The following is an 18001-nucleotide window of genomic DNA, read 5'->3' on the forward strand; positions in this document are numbered from 1 at the left end:
TGCTAGCAGCAGGCCCTCCGCGCGCAGCCTCGCGAACCGGCAGCGCACAGCCGTGCGAAGCACCGCTGTTACCATTGCCGGTGAAACAAAGTTACATCGCCTGAGGGATCCATGCCGCGTGCCGCTCGCTCCTCCGCCGCCTCCTCCCCTGCCGTCAAGTCCGCTCGCGCATCGCGCGCCGGCAACGACGCCGCCGAGAAGAACCGCCCCTTGATCGAGGACATCCGGCTGCTCGGCCGCATCCTGGGCGATGTGATCCGCGAGCAGGAAGGCCGCGAGGCCTTCGACCTCATCGAGCGCATCCGCCAGCTGTCGGTGGCCTATCGGCTCAAGCGCGACGCCAGCGCCGGCAAGACGCTCGACCGCCTGCTGAAGAACCTCTCGGGCGACCAGACGGTGTCGGTGATCCGCGCCTTCAGCTACTTCTCGCACCTGGCCAACATCGCCGAGGATCGCCACCACGTGCGGCGCCGCGAGCACCACGAGCACCAGGGCCACATGCAGGAAGGTTCGCTGCCGATGTGCTTCGAGCGCCTGGCCGAAAAGGACATCCGCGCCGCCGACATCGCCAGGACGCTAGCCAACGCCTACATCTCGCCGGTGCTGACCGCGCACCCCACCGAAGTGCAGCGCAAGTCCATCCTCGATGCCGAGCGCGCCATCGCCGAGCTGATCCACCAGCGCGACGGCCTGGTCACCGACCGCGAGCGCGAGGACAACGAGGCGCTGCTGCGCGCACGCGTCACGCAGCTGTGGCAGACCCGCATGCTGCGCTACACCAAGCTGACGGTGGCCAACGAGATCGAGAACGCGCTGTCGTACTACCACGCCACCTTCCTGCGGCAGATCCCGCGCATGTACCGCGAGATCGAACGTTCGCTGCCGGGCTTCGAGGTGGCGCCGTTCTTCCGCATGGGCAACTGGATCGGCGGCGACCGCGACGGCAACCCGAACGTCACTGCGCAGACGCTCGCCTTCGCGCTGCAGCAGCAGAGCGAAACCGCGCTGCGCTTCTACCTCACCGAAGTGCACGAGCTGGGCGCGGAACTGTCGATCTCGGCCATGCTTGTGGAAGTGACGCCCGAGATGAAGGCACTGGCCGAGCGCTCGCCCGACACCAACGAGCACCGCAAGGACGAGCCCTACCGCCGCGCGCTGATCGGCATGTACGCCCGCCTGGCCGGCACGCTGCAGGCACTCACCGGCACCGAGGCGCTGCGCCATGCGGTGGCGCCGTCGACGCCCTACGCCTCGCCCGACGAGCTGCTGGCCGACCTGCGGGTGATCGAGTCTTCGCTGCTGTCGCACTTCGGCGCGGCGCTGGCCGACGTGCGCCTGCGCCCGCTGATCCGCGCGGTGCAGGTGTTCGGCTTCCACCTGGCCACGGTGGACCTGCGCCAGAGCTCCGACAAGCACGAGGCCGTGATCGCCGAGCTGCTGGCCACGGCCAAGCTGCAGCCCGACTATGCGGCGCTCGACGAGGCGGCCAAGGTCGAACTGCTGGTGAAGCTGCTCAACGATGCACGGCCGCTCAAGGTGCGCGGCGCCGCCTACAGCGAGCATGCCGAGGGCGAGCTGGCGATCTTCGAGGCGGCGCGCGAGATGCGCGCGCGCTACGGCCGGCAGGCGATCCGCCACTACATCATCAGCCACACCGAAACCGTGAGCGACCTGCTCGAGGTGCTGCTGCTGCAGAAGGAAGCCGGCCTTGTGCGCGGCACGCTCGCCGAAGGCGCCACCGCCGACCTGATCGTGGTGCCGCTGTTCGAGACGATCGGCGACCTGCGCAATGCCGCGCCCATCATGCGCGAGTTCTATGCGGTGCCGGGCGTGCTCGACCTCGTGAAGCGTTCCGGCGGCGAGCAGGACATCATGCTCGGCTACAGCGACAGCAACAAGGACGGCGGCTTCTTCACCAGCAACTGGGAGCTCTATCGCGCCGAGATCGCGCTGGTGGAGCTGTTCGGCGAGCTGAAGAACGGCCACGACGTCACCTTGCGCCTGTTCCACGGTCGCGGCGGCACGGTGGGCCGCGGCGGCGGCCCGAGCTACCAGGCCATCCTGGCCCAGCCGCCGGGCACGGTGAACGGCCAGATCCGCCTCACCGAGCAGGGCGAGGTCATCGCCTCCAAGTACGCCAACCCCGAGATCGGCCGGCGCAACCTCGAGACGCTGGTGGCAGCCACGCTGGAGGCCACGCTGCTGCACCCCACCAAGAGCGCGCCGAAGGCGTTCCTTGAGGCGGCCAACGAGATCTCGAACGCCAGCATGTCGGCCTACCGCCGGCTGGTCTACGAAACCCCGGGCTTCACCGACTACTTCTTCGCTGCCACCCCGATCCGCGAGATCGCCGAGCTGAACATCGGCTCGCGGCCGGCCTCGCGCAAGGCCACCCGGGCCATCGAGGACCTGCGGGCCATCCCCTGGGGCTTCTCATGGGGCCAGTGCCGCGTGGCGCTGCCGGGCTGGTACGGCTTCGGCTCGGCCATCGAGCGCTACCTGGGCGCCCAGCAGAAGGACAGGAAGGAGCGGCTCGCGCTGCTGCAGCGCATGCACCGGCAGTGGCCGTTCTTCCGCACGCTGCTGTCGAACATGGACATGGTGCTGGCCAAGAGCGACCTGGCCCTGGCCACCCGCTATGTCGAGCTGGTGGAAGACAAGCGCACCGCGAAGAAGATCTTCAACGCCATCCAGGACGAATGGCAGCGCACGAACGCGGCGCTGTCGCTCATCACCGGCGAAAAGCAGCGCCTGGCGTCGAACCCGACGCTGGCTCGCTCGATCGAGCACCGCTTTCCCTACCTCGACCCGCTGAACCACCTGCAGGTCGAGCTGATGCGGCGCTACCGTGAGCAGAAGGAGCACGGCACGGTGAACGAGCGGGTCCAGCGCGGCATCCACATCTCGATCAACGGCGTGGCCGCAGGCCTGCGCAACACCGGCTAGGCAGATCAGCCCCTCGGCCGTCGGCGACGGCCGGGCCGCTCCCCTGACAGGCATGCCGCTTGCCGCGCTGCGGCAAGCGAGCCTCAGGGGGTCAGCATGGGCATCAATGCCGCCGCAGCAGCATCACTCGTCGTCGCCGCCGAGCACGCCGCCCAGCAGGCCACCGGCGCCGAAGCCGCCGAGCACCGAGCCTTCCTCACGCGAGCCGCCCATCTGGGGCGCCGCGGCAAACACGCGCGAAGCCAGCCGCGAGAACGGCAAGCTTTGCAGCCATACCGTGCCCGGGCCGGTCAACTTGGCGAAGAACAGGCCCTCGCCGCCGAACAGCGCGGTCTTGATCTTGCCGACGTACTGGATCTCGAAATTGACGTTGGGCGTGTAGGCCACCACGCAGCCGGTGTCCACCAGCAGCGTCTGGCCGGGCTGCAGCTCGCGCTTGACCACGGTGCCGCCCGCATGCACGAAGGCCAGGCCGTCGCCCTCGAGCTTCTGCATGATGAAGCCCTCGCCGCCGAAGAAGCCGACCGACAGCTTCTGCTGGAAGGCGATGCCCAGGCTCACGCCGCGCGCCGCGCACAGGAAGGCGTCCTTCTGGCACAGCAGCATGCCGCCCAGTTGCCGGAGGTCCATCGGCAGGATCTTGCCGGGGTAGGGCGCCGCGAAGGCCACCCGCTTCTTGCCCTGGCCGGCGTTGGTGTAGACGGTGGTGAACAGCGACTCGCCGGTGATCAGGCGCTTGCCGGCGCCCAGCAGCTTGCCGAAGAAGCCGCCCTGGTTCTTGGAGCCGTCGCCGAACACCGAGTCCATGTCGATGCCGGCGTCCATGAACATCATGCTGCCGGCTTCGCCGATGGCCGCCTCGCCCGGGTCGAGCTCGACCTCCACGAACTGCATCTCGGAGCCCTTGATCTCGAAGTCCACTACATCCATCGCCATGTCGTCTCTCCTGCGGGAGCATTGATCCAGAGGGCGCCGATGGTAACGAATCGGCGCAGCCTCCCGGCCCCCCCCAGGATGCGTGGCCGAGGCCGCCTTTTGGGGGAGTGAAGCCGGCAGGTGCACTGGGGAGAATGCGCCTCACTTCGCCGAGCCACCCCTTCCATTCATTCCGCCTGCTGCCATGCCCCCGCTTGCCGACCTGCACCTGCCCACGCTGATGGGCGTGAGCGCGGTCGTGATGCTGGTGGTCGCGGGCATCATGACCCTGTTCGGCTGCACGCAGCACATCTACCGCGGCTTCTGGTGGTGGACCGCCGCCCAGTGGATGGGCAGCGTCGGTGTCGGCCTGCAGCTGGCGCGCGACGCCTGGCCCGCGGTGCTGCCGCTGTCGATCGCGCTGCTGCTGCAATGGCCGATCACGCTGCTGGTCGGCTTGCGGCGCTTCCACGCCCGCAGCGCCCTGCCCGGCTCGGCCCGCACCGACCTGCTGCTGCTGGCCGTCGTCACGGCCGCCTGGCTGATCGCCTGGGCGGGCCCTGGCACGCTGCTGCCGCGCGTCACCGCGTTTTCGTTCGGCATGGCGCTCGCCTTCGGCTATGCGGCCTGGGTGCTGGGCCGGCTGCCGGCGCGCTCGCGGCGTCCGACGCTGCAGGCGCTGCGGCTTCTGCTGCTGGTGAACGCCTCGGTGCAGGCAGTGCACCTGGCGCTGGTGTGGTCCGGCGCCATCACGCCCCAGCCCGCCACGCCCGGCATGGTGCTGCCCATGGTGCTCACCACGCTGTGCCTGCTGTACCTCGCGCTCGTGCTCACCTACGAACGCACCGGCGACAACCTGCGCGAATCGCAGCGCCAGCTGCGCGTGCTGGCCGACATGGACATGCTCACCGAGGTACCCAACCGCCGCCACTTCGAGGAACTCGCTTCGCAGGCCCTCGCGATGAGCGCGCCCGGCTCCGCCTCGCTGATGCTGTTCGACATCGACCACTTCAAGCAGGTCAACGACTCCCACGGCCATGCCGCCGGGGACGACGCCCTGCGGCTGGTGGCCCGCTGTGCGCGGCAGCTGCTGCGCACCGGTGACGTGGTGGGCCGCCTGGGTGGCGACGAGTTCGTGGTGCTGCTGCCCGAGACCGACGTGAACGCGGCGCTGCACGTGGCCGACCGCATGGTCGCGCAGATCGAAGACGAATGCCGCCACCAGCCCTACCCGGCCCTGAGCCTGAGCTTCGGCGCGGTGCAGGCACTGCCGGGCGAGTCGCTCTCGCAGGCGCTGCGGCGTGCCGACGAGGCGCTCTACGAAGCCAAGCGCCAGGGCCGCAGCCGCGCCGTGGCCGGCATCCAGGAAGACGGGGAATCCGTCTTCAGCACCAGCAGGCCGCTGGGGCTCACCACCTCCTGAGACGCACCGCCTCCTGCGGCAGCTGCTGATGCCGCACGAGGGTGAAGCTGCGGCCTCCGCTGTTGCCGAGCCGCGATGCGCGCTTCGCAACATGCCGCGCCGCGTTTGCTCGCAATGCAGCAACTCGAATTCCGAATGAGCAAGCGCGCCCAGGAAATAAGTCGGCGCATCAAGGGCTTGGCCGCGCTGCACCTGGCGCAAGGCGACCCGGGGCGCTGGCGCAGGGCTTGCGAAAGGACGGGCGTGCACGCAACAGACAAGGCGTGACAGCAACCTCACCTGACAGGGGTCCGTCCATGAAGAAGAACTTCCATCTCGCCATCTGGCTCGGCCTGGCGGCTGCGGCCGCAGCCGCAGCCGCGGCCGAGGGCCAGGGCGCTGTTGCCCAGCCGGCCGCTGCCCGGGCCTGGTCGCCCTACCAGCCGGTGAAGGCGCCCGCAGCACCTGCCGTGAAGCAGAAGCAATGGGTGCGCTCGCCCATCGACAGCTTCGTGCTCGCGCAGCTCGAAGCCAAGGGCCTGAAGCCCTCGCCCGATGCCGACCGTGCGGCCTACATCCGCCGCGCCACGCTCGACGCCTGGGGCCTGCTGCCCACGCCCGAGGAAGTGCATGCCTTCGTCAACGACAAGTCGCCCAACGCGCACGAGAAGCTGGTGGACCGGCTGCTGGCGTCCCACCGCTTCGGCGAGCGCCAGGCGCGCCGCTGGCTCGACCTTGCGCGCTATGCCGACAGCTCGGGCTTCCAGAACGACAACACGCGGCCCAACAACTACCGCTACCGCGACTACGTGATCGACGCGTTCAACCGGGACAAGCCGTTCGACCGCTTCATCAAGGAACAGATCGCCGGCGACGAGCTCTGGCCCGACAGCCAGGAGGCGCGCATCGCCACCGGCTTCCTGGCCGGCTACCCGGACAACAGCAACTCGCGCGACATGGTGCAGCGCAAGTACCAGATCGAAACCGACATGACCGACCTGGTGGGTGAAGCGCTGCTGGCCTCCACCATCGGCTGCGCGCGCTGCCACAACCACAAGGCCGACCGCGTGAGCCAGAAGGAATACTTCCAGCTGCAGGCCTTTTTTGCCAACACCGCGTTCGACGAGCGCGTGCCGCTGGCGGTGAAGGAAGCGATCGACCCCGATTACGAGAAGGCGCAGGCCGCCTACCAGGCGGCCACCAAGTCGATCCGCGACCAGCAGCGCGCGATCCTCGCCACGGTGACGGAAGCGGGCATCAAGTACCAGAAGGAGCGCTACCTCACCGACACGCGCGAATCGCTGTTCAAGCCCGAGGCCGAATGGACCGCGCTCGACCGCTGGGTCAACTGGCGCCACAAGCATGTGAGCACCGACCAGCAGGCGGCCCAGGCCTACCTGCGCCTCGCGGCCGAAGACCCGACCTTCCCGGCGCACAGCCCCGAGCTCGTCGAGAAGTGGAAGGAATACCAGAAGCTCACGGCCGAGCTGAACAAGTTCGACAGCCAGCGGCCCAAGGCCAGCGGCGCGACCAGCAACTTCACCGCCGCCACCGAGCTGGGGCGTGAAGTGCCGCCGACCTTCGTGCGCTTTGGCGGCATCCACGAAAAGCCCACTGAAGAAGTGCAGCCCGGCATCCCGGCGTTGTGGCTGGCGGGCGGCACGCAGCCCAAGGTCGAGCCCGGCGCCAGGACCTCTGGCCGCCGCACTGCGCTCGCCCATTGGCTCACCAGCAACCAGAACCCGCTGACCGCGCGCGTGTACGTCAACCGCGTGTGGAGCCAGTACTTCGACAAAGGCATCGTGAGCACCGTGCAGGACTTCGGCCGCGCCGGCACCAGGCCCACGCACCCCGAGCTGCTCGACCACCTGGCCGCCAGCTTCACCGGCAACGGCTGGAGCGTGAAGAAGCTGCACCGCGAGATCCTGCTGTCCAGCACCTACCGCCAGTCGTCGGCCGAACGTGCCGACGTGCTGAAGGTGGACCCCGACAACAAGCTGCTCGCCGTGTACCCGCGCAAGCGCCTGGAGGCCGAAGAGCTCCGCGACTCGCTGCTCTACGCCTCGGGCCAGCTGGTCGACAAGGTGGGCGGCCCGGCGGTCTTTCCGCCGGTGCCGGCGCAGCTCAACGCCGGCAACCTGTGGCAGGCCCCACGCAACGAGGAGGAAACGCGCCGCCGCAGCCTCTACACCTTCGTGCGCCGCAGCGTCCCCTACCCGCTCACGGTGAACTTCGACCCCGCCAATCCGGCGCAGCCGCACCACAGGCGCGACGTGACCACCACGCCGCTGCAGGCCCTCACGCTGTTCAACAGCGACATCACCTTCGCCTGGTCGCAGGCCCTGGCCGGCCGCGTGATCAACGAAGCGGGCAAGGATGAATCGGCCCAGCTCGACCGCCTGTACGAAGTGCTGTTCGCACGCAAGCCCACGGCCGCCGAGAAGACGGCGCTGAAGGGCTTCCTCAACCAGCAGGAGAAGACCATCGCCGCCAAGGTGGTGAACCCGGCCTCGAACGGCAAGTTCGAGGTGGCCGTGCCCACCGGCGTGAAGGCCGGCGCCGCGCCAGCCAACCCGCTGCGCGCGGCGGCCTTCGTGGACCTGGTTCACACGGTCGCCAACTCCAACGACTTCGCCTACCGCTTCTGACGAACACCCAAGGACAACCTCATGAGCCATCACGATCATCACCATCATTCGCGCCGCGCCTTCCTCAACGCTGCGGCACAAGGCGGCGTCGGCGTCGCGCTGTCGGGGCTGGTGCCCGGCCTGGGCATGTTCTCGGTCGCCACTGCCGCCGACCTGGTGGACCCGCTCGCGCCCAGGCGGCCGCACTTTCCGGCCAGGATCAAATCAGTCATCTGGCTGCATCAGAACGGCGCCCCCAGCACGCTCGACCTCTACGACTACAAGCCCGAGCTGGTGAGGCTCGCCGGCCAGGGCGTTCCGGCGTCCTTCATGAAGGGCATCAAGACCAGCACGCAGGGCGGTGTCAACAAGCTGTGGGTGTCGAACACCCGCACCTGGAAGCAGCACGGCGAAAGCGGCGCCTGGTTCTCGAACCTGCTGCCCAACCTCGCCCAGCATGCCGACAAGCTGGCCTTCATCAAGTCCAGCGTCACGGTGGGCGCCACCCACGACATCTCGATCCTCAAGCTCAACACCGGCGACCTGAACCCGGGCCGGCCGTCGCTGGGCGCCTGGGTGAGCTATGCGCTCGGCTCGGCCAACCCGAAGCTGCCGCCCTACGTGGTGCTCTACAACAGCGACCGCGAGCCCAGCGCCGGCTCGCAGAACTGGAACTCGGGCTTCCTGCCCGCGGTGTACCAGGGCACGGCGTTCCGCCCGGGCGAGTCGCCCATCCTCTACCTCGAGCGGCCCGAGCTGCGCACCGAAGGCCAGCAGCGCGCCCAGCTCGACCTGCTGAAGCACCTCAACCAGCTGGGTGCCGCCAAGTACCCCAGCGACACCGAGCTGCGCGCCCGCGTGAAGGCCTATGAACTGGCCGAGCAGATGCAGGCCTCCGCGCCCGACGCGGTGGATCTGAGCAAAGAGACCGACGCCACCAAGAAGCTTTACGGGCTGGACGACAAGACCAGCGAAAGCTACGGCCGCGTGCTGCTGCGCGCGCGCCGCCTGGTGGAACGCGGCGTGCGTTTCGTGCAGGTGGTGTCCGGCCACCCCGAAGGCGTGTCCGACAACGACCGCCGCAGCTGGGACGCGCACAACGAGCTCGACGACAACCACGGCCTCATGGCCAGGATGGTCGACCAGCCCATCGCCGGGCTGCTGGCAGACCTGAAGTCGCGCGGCCTGCTCGAAAGCACGCTGGTGGTGTGGACTTCGGAGTTCAGCCGCACGCCGTGGGGCGAAAGCGGCTCCGGCCGCGACCACAACCCCTGGGGCTACACCCAATGGGTGGCCGGCGGCGGCATCAAGGCGGGCTACACCCATGGCGGCACCGACGAGATCGGCCTGCAGGTGGCCGACAAGGACACCGCGGTCGACACCTACGACCTGCATGCCACCGTGCTGCACCTGCTGGGGCTGGACCACCTGAAGACGACCTACCTCAACAACGGCCGCTCCGAGCGGCCGACGGTGGTGTACGGCAAGGTGGTCAAGGAACTGCTGGCCACCTGATTCGAAACGCTTCACCGCGTTTCCGCGGTGAATGCATTCCAGTACCAACACAGCAGGCACTCGCTTCAATCGATGCGCAAGGTCATCACGATAGCCACTCTCATGGTTGCGGCCGGTGCCGCGCGGGGTGCCGCCGAACTCGGCATGGAACTCATGCAGAACATCGAGGACAGCAACAGGAGCCTCGCCTCCAACATCGCGCTGCACGACGGCAAGGCGGCCATCGCCGACGCCAAGGACCTCGACGGCCTGTTTGCCGAGGTCGAGACCCATTTCACCCAACGCGGCGATGCCGCCAACGCGGTGGAGCTCTCGAAGAAGAGCCGCAGCCTCGCCACACGGATCGTCAGCGCGGTGTCGTCCGGCGACTTCAGTGCCGCGACCGACGCGGCGACCGACCTGTCGCGCACCTGCCGCACCTGCCACACCTTCTACAAGAAGGAGTGAGCGTGAGGCGACTCCATGGCCTGGCAAGGGCGATGGCCGGCGCCGCAGTGCTGCTGGCCTTCGCGTCCGAGAGTGCCCTCGCGCAGGCGAACAGGCAGCGCGCTATCTCGCACCCGGCGGCCGCAACGTCCACGCCCCGCGGCGATGCGGAGGCCGGCCGGCAGAAGGCCGACGCCGAACGATGTGTCGAATGCCACGGCGCCGAGGGCCAGGGCGTGACCCATGCCGGCGCCAGCGCCACCGAAGCGCGTGTTCCCAAGCTGGCCGGGCAGCGCCCCGAGTACCTGCTCAAGCAGCTGCGCGACTTCAAGAGCGGCGCACGCAAGGACGACCTCATGCTCGTGGCAGTGCGCAACGTCGAGGAGACGGATCTGCGCGACATCGTGGCCTGGTTCGCGTCGCTGCCGCGAATGCAGGGGCCAGACGCAAGGACCGACTTCGCAGCCGGCCGCATGCTGTACGCGCAAGGCGATGCCGCGCGCGGCATCCCGGCCTGCGTGAGCTGCCATGGCGACGATGGCGGCAGCGCCACCGCTGCCGGCCCGCTGGTGCCCATCATCGGCGGCCAGGGCTCGCACTACCTCGAGCAGCAGCTGCTGCAATGGCGAAGCGGCTGGCGCAGGAACGATGCTGCGATGAAGGAAGCGGCACGTCACCTGAGCGACGCCGACATCAAGTCGTTGGCGGGTCACCTGGCGACACAGCGCTGACCGACTGCATCGCTGCGCCGCCACGACCGCCGCGAAGGCAACGCATCGTCACGGCGCCGCGGAGGCTGCCGCGCGGGGCGCGGGCGGCTGGATGTGGACCACCGCCTTGCCACCCTCCTGTTCGTAGTCTTCCGAACCGGTGGCGCCCGCCACCTTGAAGCCCCTGGCGGCCAGCAGGTCGCCGGCCGCGCCGGCGCGGTTGGCATGGTTCGACACGGTGAGGATGGTGCGGTCCTTCGGCAGGTAGGCCAGGTGCTTCTCGAGGTCGCGGTTCTGCACGCTCAGGAAGACCGGGAAGCTGCCGTACCTGACGAGTTCGTCGGGGCGGCGCACGTCGAGCACGAGCAGCTTGTCCGGCTGCGCAAGCAGCGCATCGACCTCGGCACGACCGAGACGCTGGGTCTTGTACTTCCAGGGCTGGGTTGCGGCCGCGGCGGGTGCCTGCTGCGCCCATGCATGCGTGGCGCCCGCGCCGAGCGCGGCCAGTGCTGCGAGCAGCGAGATGCGATGAAGGAGTCGTCGGTTCATGGATGAGTCGTCTGGTTCTTGCCAGGCCTGCAGGTGCAGCATCCGTGCCAGTCCCGATCGCGCGGCGAAACGCAGCAGCAGGCGCACAAGCAGCACCGCTGCTGCCGCTGCGACAGCGGTGCGTCGACTGCCTGCTGCAACTCCAGCAGCAGCGCAGCACATCGCGCATGTCCTCTCGTGCCTTCTTCACATCGCTCCAGCAAGCCCTTCATCTCTCGTGCGCCCTTGCGCTGCGCGCGACGCATGTGCTTAGAAGCATTGCTGCTAGCCGCGGGCATGGGCTCTGCATTGCGAACGGCTCGCCATTCATGCGTTCGTTCCATCCGCACGACAACCCAGACAGAGAGAGTGAGAGACCCTGTGACCCACACCCGAGGCCTTCGACGAAAGGTGCAACGCCGCCCCCGCCCGCAATTCCAGCCGCCTGCCGCATCCGCCATCGTGGCCGGCATCGCCCTGCTCTGCGCTGCGGCCGCCCGGGCCCAGGTGCAGCCCGAGGCACCGGCCTCGGCACCGGCCGGGCAGGCCGAGGCCCCGCTGGAACAGGCGGCCCCTGCGCTGGATGCCGTGGTCGTGCGCAGCCGCAACCGCATCGAGAAGCTGCAGGACGTGCCGCTGTCGATCTCGGTGGTCACCGGCAACGAGCTGTCGCGGCTCGATGCCTACGACATCGGCTCCATCACCAGGCGGCTGGGCAACGTGTCGTGGAACCAGGGCAACCAGCGCACCAGCAGCCTCTCGATCCGCGGCATCGGCAAGATCGGCCAGACCGAGGCGCAGGACCCCAGCGTGGGCACCATCGTCGACGGCGTGAACTTCGCCTACAACGCGCTCACCTCCAGCTTCGACTTCACCGACATCGAGGCGGTGGAAGTGACCCGTGGTCCGCAGGGCACGCTGCTGGGCAAGAACACCAGCATGGGCGTCGTGAACATCACCACGCGCCGGCCGTCGTTCACGCCGTCGGCCGACTATTCGCTGGCCTTTCGCGACCGCGACGGCTTCACCGGCACGCTGGCCGCCGGCGGCCCGGTGATCGACGACCTGCTGGCCTGGCGAGGCACGTTCTCGGTGAGCAAGCAGCGCGGCGACGTGGTCAACAGCTACAACCGGGACGTCACCTACACCAACACCGACCGGGTGTCGGGCCGCGTGCAGTTCCTCCTCACGCCGACGCCGGACTTCAATGCGCGCATCGCGGTGGACCTGCAGCCGCGGGCAGGCGAGGCCACCAACGGCCGCACCATCAACACGCCCACGCCGAGCACCTACTCCAACGGCACGCCGAACACGTCGGTCACCAACGAGGTCCGCCTCGCACGCCGCTGGTTCACTCAGAACACAGGCTTCACCGTGGGCGACTACCTCTACGGCGGCGCCGACGGCCGCTCGGTGAACAACGACGGCGCCCGCCCGCTGGTCACCGGCAGCCGTGGCGCGGCCGCCGAGCTGAACTGGAAGCTCGCCGACGGCCACACGCTGACCTCCATCACCGCCTACAAGGACTACCACTTCAACGCAGTCAACGACGAAGGCACGCCGTTCGACGTGAGCCGCAACTCCGGCGGCTTCTGGAACGACTACAAGCAGTTCAGCCAGGAGCTGCGCATCACCTCGCCGCTGGGCGGCTTCGTCGACTACCAGGGCGGGCTGTATTTCATTCGCGTCCACAACAAGGCCGAGTACCAGCGCGTCTGGGGCAACGACGCCGGTGCATGGTTCGCCAGCAACGCGCAATACGGTCGGCTCGACGCCGACGCGGCTGGCCGCCTGCTGATGCTCAACTCGCTGGCCAACCTGAGCATGTCCTTCAACTCGCCGGCCGGCGTGCAGGACATCCGCAACGACAGTCTGGCCGGCTTCGGGCAGGCCAACTGGCACCTGAGCGAGCCGCTCACGCTGACCACCGGCCTGCGCCTCACCCGCGAAGACCGCCGCAATTCGGGCCGCTCCGCCATCCGCAGCCAAGGCAACGCGCCCGAGTTGAACCCGGTGGTCGTCGGCAACGTGAGCCTCGGCGGCTTTGCTTCCGACGCCGTGGGAGCCCTGGCGGCCGGCAACACCGCCGCACAGCTGAGCCTGGCCGACCAGGTGGCGCAGCGCTACTTCGGCGTGGCCCCCACCGCGACACCGGGCGAGGCCTACAACAGCCTCAGCGACGCACAGCGGCGGCAGGTGGCCGATGCGAAGGCGATTCGCGCGGCACAGATCGGCGTGCTGTTCAACCAGACCGAGGCGCAGCCCTACCAGGAAACGCAGCCGGCCTTCGTGCTGAGTCCGAGCTACAAGATCACCCCGGACCTCACCGCCTACGCCTCGCTGCAATACGGCGAGAAGGCCGGCATCTCGCAGTTCGTCAACGGCCGCTCCACGCCGGTGAAGGCTGAAAAGACCACGTCGTTCGAAGTCGGCTTCAAGTCGGCGCTGCTCGACAAGTCGCTGATCCTCAACGCGGACGTGTTCCTCACCCGCATCAAGGACTACCAGCAGTCGGTACGCATCCTCGACGAATACACCACCGAACAAAGCGGCGTGCTCACCTACACCTCGGCCACCGGCAACGTGCCGAAGGTGCAGGCCTCAGGGCTGGAGATCGACGGCGTGTACGCGGGCATCCGCAACCTCACGCTGCGCTTTTCGGGGGCCTACAACCGCGCGGTCTACAAGAAATTTCCCAACGCCGCGCAGCCGGTGGAGAACGGCTATGCCGGCGCCTCGCCGTACCGCGACATCTCGGGCCAGCCGCTGGCCGGCGCGCCGAAATACACCTTCAACGTCGGCGCCGACTACCGCTACCCGGTGTTCGACGACAAGGAGTTCCACACCAGCGCCAACGTGGCGGCCACCAGCGGCTTCCATTCCGACAACTCGCTGTCGAGCTACTCGTGGATCGGGAAGAACGTGCTGGTGGACTGGGCCGTCGGGCTGGGCCGGCGCAACAAGGGCTTCGACGTGAGCCTGGTCGTCACCAACCTGTTCGACGACGACACGCCGCGCGGCCGGACCTGGAACAGCTACACACCCGCGATCCCGCGCACGGTGAGCGTGGTGCTCACCGGCAGGCTCTGATCATTCCGAAGAGGCAACACGACATGGCCGACATGCCGAGAAACACAAGACACCTGACCCTCGCCACGCTGCTTGCCGCAGCCGCTGCCTGGCCTGCGGCCGCCGCACTGAAGGAAGGCGACGCCGCCCCCGACTTCAAGGCCCAGGCCTCGTTGGCCGGCAAGGCATTCACCTACACGCTGAAGGACGCCCTGCGCAAGGGCCCGGTGGTCGTGTACTTCTACCCTTCGGCCTTCACCGGCGGCTGCAACATCCAGGCGCACAGCTTTGCCGAAAACGCCGACAGGTTCGCGGCCGCGGGTGCCTCCATCGTCGGCGTATCGCTCGACAGCATCGCGCGGCTCAACGAGTTCTCGGCCGACCCGCTGTACTGCGCCGGCAAGCTGCCCGTGGCCTCCGACGCAGGCGGTGCCATCGCGAAGGCCTACGACCTCCAGGTCACCGAGGCGCCTGCCGGCCGCAAGGACACGCGCGGGCGAGACATCGACCACGGCCGCGCGGAACGCACCACCTTCATCGTCACGCCCGATGGCCGCATCGCGCAGACCATCGGCGGCGTGGCCCCCGAACTCAACGTGCAGCAGGCCCTCGAGGCCGTGCGCAAGCTGGCCGCCACCCGCAAACCCTGAATCGACTCACCACCCCTATGAAAACTCCCAAGAAAAGCAGCTTCGGCGCCTGCGCGCCCGCCCTCGCCCTCGCCCTCACAGCCGCGGCGGCCTTCGCACAGGACAAGCCGGCCGCCACGTTCACGCCTGGCATCCCCGGCGTGTTCTCGGCCGGCACACCGATCGAGCTCGTCAAGGAAGGCTTCAGCGGCACCGAGGGCCCGGTGGCCCTGGCCGACGGCAGCCTCATCTTCACCGAGACGCCGGCCAACCGCATCACGCGCATCGCGGCCGACGGCAGCACCTCCACCTTCCTGGACGACAGCAACGGCTCCAACGGCCTGGGCTTCACCGCCAACGGCGACCTCTACGCAGTGCAGGTGCTGCAGCCGCGCGTGGGCATCGTCTATCCGGCCTCGCGCGCCCGTGTGCTGGCCGACCAGTTCGAAGGCCTGCCGTTCGGGCGCCCCAACGACCTGGTGGTGGCGAAGGACGGCACGGTGTACTTCACCGACTCGGGTACTCAACGCCGCCCCGATCAGCCCGCGCCAGCCAACGTGGCCAGGCCGGCGGTCTACCGCATCACGCCCGCCGGCGCGTTGCAACGCCTGGCCGCCGACATCGAGCGGCCCAACGGCGTCACCCTCAGCCCGGACGAGAAGGTGCTCTACGTGGCCAACACCGCCGGCGAACACGTGCTGGCCTTCGACATCGCCGCCGATGGCACCGTGGGTCCGCGCCGCAACTTCGCCAGGCTCGAAGGCCTGCGACAGACCGGCAACGGCCCGAGCAGCGGCGCCGACGGCCTGGCGGTGGATGCTCTGGGCCGCCTGTACGTGGCCTCCACCGCAGGCATCCAGGTGTTCGACGAGAAGGGCGCCGCGCTCGGCATCGTGCCGCTGCCCAAGGCGCCGCAGAACATCGCCTTCGCCGGCACCGACAAGCGCACGCTCTATGCCGTGGGCCGCGGCTCTGCCTGGCGCATCACCGCGTTGACATCCGGCTTCGGCGGCCGCGCGAAATGAAGCACACCGAGATTCCCCACCCACCCATGATGAAACCCATGCTGAAGAAGAAGCTCGCCGCACCTGCGCTTGCATTCACGGTGCTGGCTGCCTCCATGGCCACCTCCATGCTCACCTGGGCCCAACAGGCTCCCAAACCGGAGCAGCTGATCAAGTGGCGCCAGTCCGCCTACCAGGTGATCGGCTGGAACTCCGGCCGCATCAAGGCCTCGCTCGACGGCAGCTACAACAAGGAGGAGGTGGTGAAGGCCGCCAACACCATCGCGGCGCTGGCCAACTCGGGCCTCGGCTCGCTGTTCGTGCCCGGCACCGAAACCGGCAAGGGCTGGCGAGACACCACGGTGAAGCCGGCGCTGTTTGCCGACGGCTCGAAGGTGCGCGAATACGCCGCGGCCTTCAGCACCGAAGCGAACGAGCTGGCCCGCCTGGCCGCCGCGGGTGACGCGGCGGCGGTGCGTGCGCAGTACGGCAAGCTCACGCGCACCTGCAAGGCCTGCCACGACGACTACCGGGTGTCGGGCAGCTGACCGATCGCTTCCGCGTCAGCGACATTCGAAGCTGGCAGCCTCTTCGGTGTCGGTCCCACCGTTCTTGAGCATGGCCTGCTTCGGGTAGGCGCACAGCGGCCGGCTGCGCGTGGCCGGCCAGCCGGCGGCGACGACGTCCGGGTCGGCTGCGTTCACGGTGGCGCGCACGGCATCGGGGGCGGTGCCCTTCTCGACCCAGTTCTCCAGCGCGGCCAGCATGTCGAAGCGATCCGTGGCCGGCCCGCCGGCGCAGTGGTTCATGCCAGGCACGAGGAACAGCCGCGCATAGTCGGATGCACCGGCGTCCGCGGCCTTCAGCGCGTCGTACCAGGCGATCGTGTCGTTCGGCGAGAACACAGGGTCCGCGGTGCCGTGCACGACGATCAGCTTGCCGCGCGCTTTCAGCGTCGTCAGCTGGGTCGGGTTCGGGGGTGTCATGAACTCGAGCGCCGACTCCTTGTAGGTCGCCGTGGTCGCGCTGATCTTCGCCGCCGCGGTGTCCATGCTGAAACCGAGCTGGTAGCCGAGGCCGCCGTCCGCAAGGCTGGGCGCGTCGGGCGGCGTGGAGAAGATGTAGCCCATCGCCCCTGCGCCGATCAGCGTGTTGAACGGCAGCGGTGCGAAGCCCGCGTCGAGTTTCCAGAAGCGCCAGTTCTGGCCCGACACGCCCGGATCCAGCGGCCAGCTCGCATACAGGCTGCGGTTCGCGCTGTCGCGCGCGCCGCCGAAGACGTTCTGCAGCGCGGTCTTCTGGGCGGCGCTCAGGCAGCTCGCATCGGGCGTGCCGCTGCAGGTCGGCACGTCGTTCGCGATGCTGAACGCGGCCTGGCACGCGGCCCGGTCGTTGACCATGCCATCGGCCACGCCGTCCAGCGCATCGCACTTCGCGAGGACTCTCTGCGCGACGAGGTTGATCGCAGTGACGGGGAACGCATCCTTGGGCAGCTGGCCCGCCGTCGCGGCCGACATGAACTGCTGCGTGTCCCATTGCTCGGCGATGGCGGCCTTCGGCAGGTTGAAGCCGGGATTGGCGGCGACGTAGCCGTCGAACTGGTCGGCGAACCGTGCGCTCGCGACCATCGCGTCACGTCCGCCGTTCGAGCAGCCGAGCAGGTAAGAGCGCGCAGGCAACCGGCCGTAGCGCGCCTGCACGATCCTCTTGGCCACCGTGGTCACCTGGCCGACGGCGTTGTAGCCGTAGTCGCTGCGCGCCTGCGGGTCGATGCCGAACGAGACGTCCGATTGGCCCGTGTCGTGGCCGCCGTCGGTGCTGGCGACCGCGTAGCCGCGCTCCAGCGCGGTACCCGATGGCGCGTTGAGCAAGTTGCCGGTGGCCGGGACGATGAAGCCGTTGGTGCCGCCGCCGCCCTGGAAGAAGAACTTGCCGTTCCAGGCCGCCGGCAGCGGCGTGCGCAGCTCGAAGCCGATCGCGTAGGGCTTGCCGTCGATGCCGGTGCGCGAGTTCAGCGCGCCGTTCACCTTGCAGTGCGCCGGCAATGCGCCCGAGGCCGCAATCTCGACCGCGCTGGCGACCTGCAGGTTCGCGATGTTGAGCTTGGCTGTCGTGAGGTCGGTGCACGCGAGGGTGGCCGGCGTATCGCTGTCGCCGCCGCATGCGGCGACCAGGCTGCTCACCACCACGAGCGTGAGGCTCGTGCTCTTGTTCATGTCTGTCTCCTGTG

At 68.7% G+C, this 18001-nt stretch carries 13 protein-coding genes; 10 read left to right on the top strand and 3 right to left on the bottom strand.

Translation table 11 applies throughout. The features are described 5' to 3' along the window. Nucleotides 1-111 precede the first annotated feature (111 nt). On the top strand, nt 112-2946 hold the full coding sequence (gene ppc, locus E8D38_RS04545; protein ID WP_140626547.1) for a phosphoenolpyruvate carboxylase: 2835 nt from the start codon (nt 112-114) through the stop codon (nt 2944-2946). 123 nt (nt 2947-3069) lie between these two features. On the opposite strand, the gene E8D38_RS04550 is transcribed toward ppc, so the two are convergent. Then, nucleotides 3070-3882: a TIGR00266 family protein gene (locus tag E8D38_RS04550; protein WP_140626548.1), complete on the bottom strand. Its 813-nt coding sequence runs from the start codon at nt 3880-3882 to the stop codon at nt 3070-3072. 184 nt (nt 3883-4066) lie between these two features. Between E8D38_RS04550 and E8D38_RS04555 the strand changes: the two genes are divergently transcribed. From E8D38_RS04555 to E8D38_RS04575, 5 genes are all read left to right on the top strand, one after another. Further along, complete coding sequence (locus E8D38_RS04555; RefSeq protein WP_140626549.1) at nt 4067-5284, top strand: GGDEF domain-containing protein; 1218 nt, start codon at nt 4067-4069, stop codon at nt 5282-5284. A gap of 296 nt (nt 5285-5580) precedes the next feature. Continuing rightward, complete coding sequence (locus E8D38_RS04560; RefSeq protein ID WP_140626550.1) at nt 5581-7911, top strand: DUF1549 and DUF1553 domain-containing protein; 2331 nt, start codon at nt 5581-5583, stop codon at nt 7909-7911. Nucleotides 7912-7932: 21 nt separating this feature from the next. Continuing rightward, nucleotides 7933-9405, top strand: coding sequence for a DUF1501 domain-containing protein (locus tag E8D38_RS04565; RefSeq protein ID WP_140626551.1), 1473 nt, complete (start codon nt 7933-7935; stop codon nt 9403-9405). Nucleotides 9406-9549: 144 nt separating this feature from the next. Next, a complete protein-coding gene (locus E8D38_RS04570) occupies nt 9550-9852 on the top strand; it encodes a hypothetical protein (RefSeq protein WP_246099356.1) in 303 nt (100 codons plus the stop codon). A 2-nt stretch (nt 9853-9854) separates the two neighbouring features. Beyond that, entirely contained in the window at nt 9855-10562 is a 708-nt protein-coding gene (locus E8D38_RS04575; protein ID WP_140626553.1) for a c-type cytochrome, read from the top strand. A gap of 48 nt (nt 10563-10610) precedes the next feature. On the opposite strand, the gene E8D38_RS04580 is transcribed toward E8D38_RS04575, so the two are convergent. Continuing rightward, nucleotides 10611-11090, bottom strand: a complete 480-nt coding sequence (locus tag E8D38_RS04580; RefSeq protein ID WP_246099357.1) for a rhodanese-like domain-containing protein — start codon at nt 11088-11090, stop codon at nt 10611-10613. A 390-nt stretch (nt 11091-11480) separates the two neighbouring features. Here E8D38_RS04580 and E8D38_RS04585 point away from each other — a divergent pair, with 390 nt between their 5' ends. From E8D38_RS04585 to E8D38_RS04600, 4 genes are read left to right on the top strand one after another with little or no spacing between them, the layout of a single operon-like run. Then, nucleotides 11481-14159, top strand: a complete 2679-nt coding sequence (locus E8D38_RS04585; protein WP_181178927.1) for a TonB-dependent receptor — start codon at nt 11481-11483, stop codon at nt 14157-14159. Nucleotides 14160-14191: 32 nt separating this feature from the next. Beyond that, nucleotides 14192-14788, top strand: a complete 597-nt coding sequence (locus tag E8D38_RS04590; RefSeq protein WP_140626555.1) for a peroxiredoxin — start codon at nt 14192-14194, stop codon at nt 14786-14788. Between the two features lie 17 nt (nt 14789-14805). Further along, the gene (locus E8D38_RS04595; protein WP_140626556.1) at nt 14806-15792 is read left to right on the top strand and encodes an SMP-30/gluconolactonase/LRE family protein; all 987 of its coding nucleotides are present in this window, start codon (nt 14806-14808) and stop codon (nt 15790-15792) included. 38 nt (nt 15793-15830) lie between these two features. Next, nucleotides 15831-16319 carry a c-type cytochrome gene (locus tag E8D38_RS04600; protein ID WP_246099358.1) on the top strand — a complete coding sequence of 163 codons (489 nt, stop codon included), beginning with the start codon at nt 15831-15833 and terminating at the stop codon, nt 16317-16319. Nucleotides 16320-16334: 15 nt separating this feature from the next. Here E8D38_RS04600 and E8D38_RS04605 read toward each other — a convergent pair whose 3' ends face one another. Then, the gene (locus E8D38_RS04605) at nt 16335-17987 is read right to left on the bottom strand and encodes a tannase/feruloyl esterase family alpha/beta hydrolase (protein WP_140626557.1); all 1653 of its coding nucleotides are present in this window, start codon (nt 17985-17987) and stop codon (nt 16335-16337) included. Between the last annotated feature and the right edge of the window lie 14 nt (nt 17988-18001).

This window comes from Methylibium rhizosphaerae, assembly GCF_006386545.1.
In the GTDB taxonomy this organism is placed as follows: Bacteria; Pseudomonadota; Gammaproteobacteria; order Burkholderiales; family Burkholderiaceae_C; genus Pseudorivibacter; species Pseudorivibacter rhizosphaerae.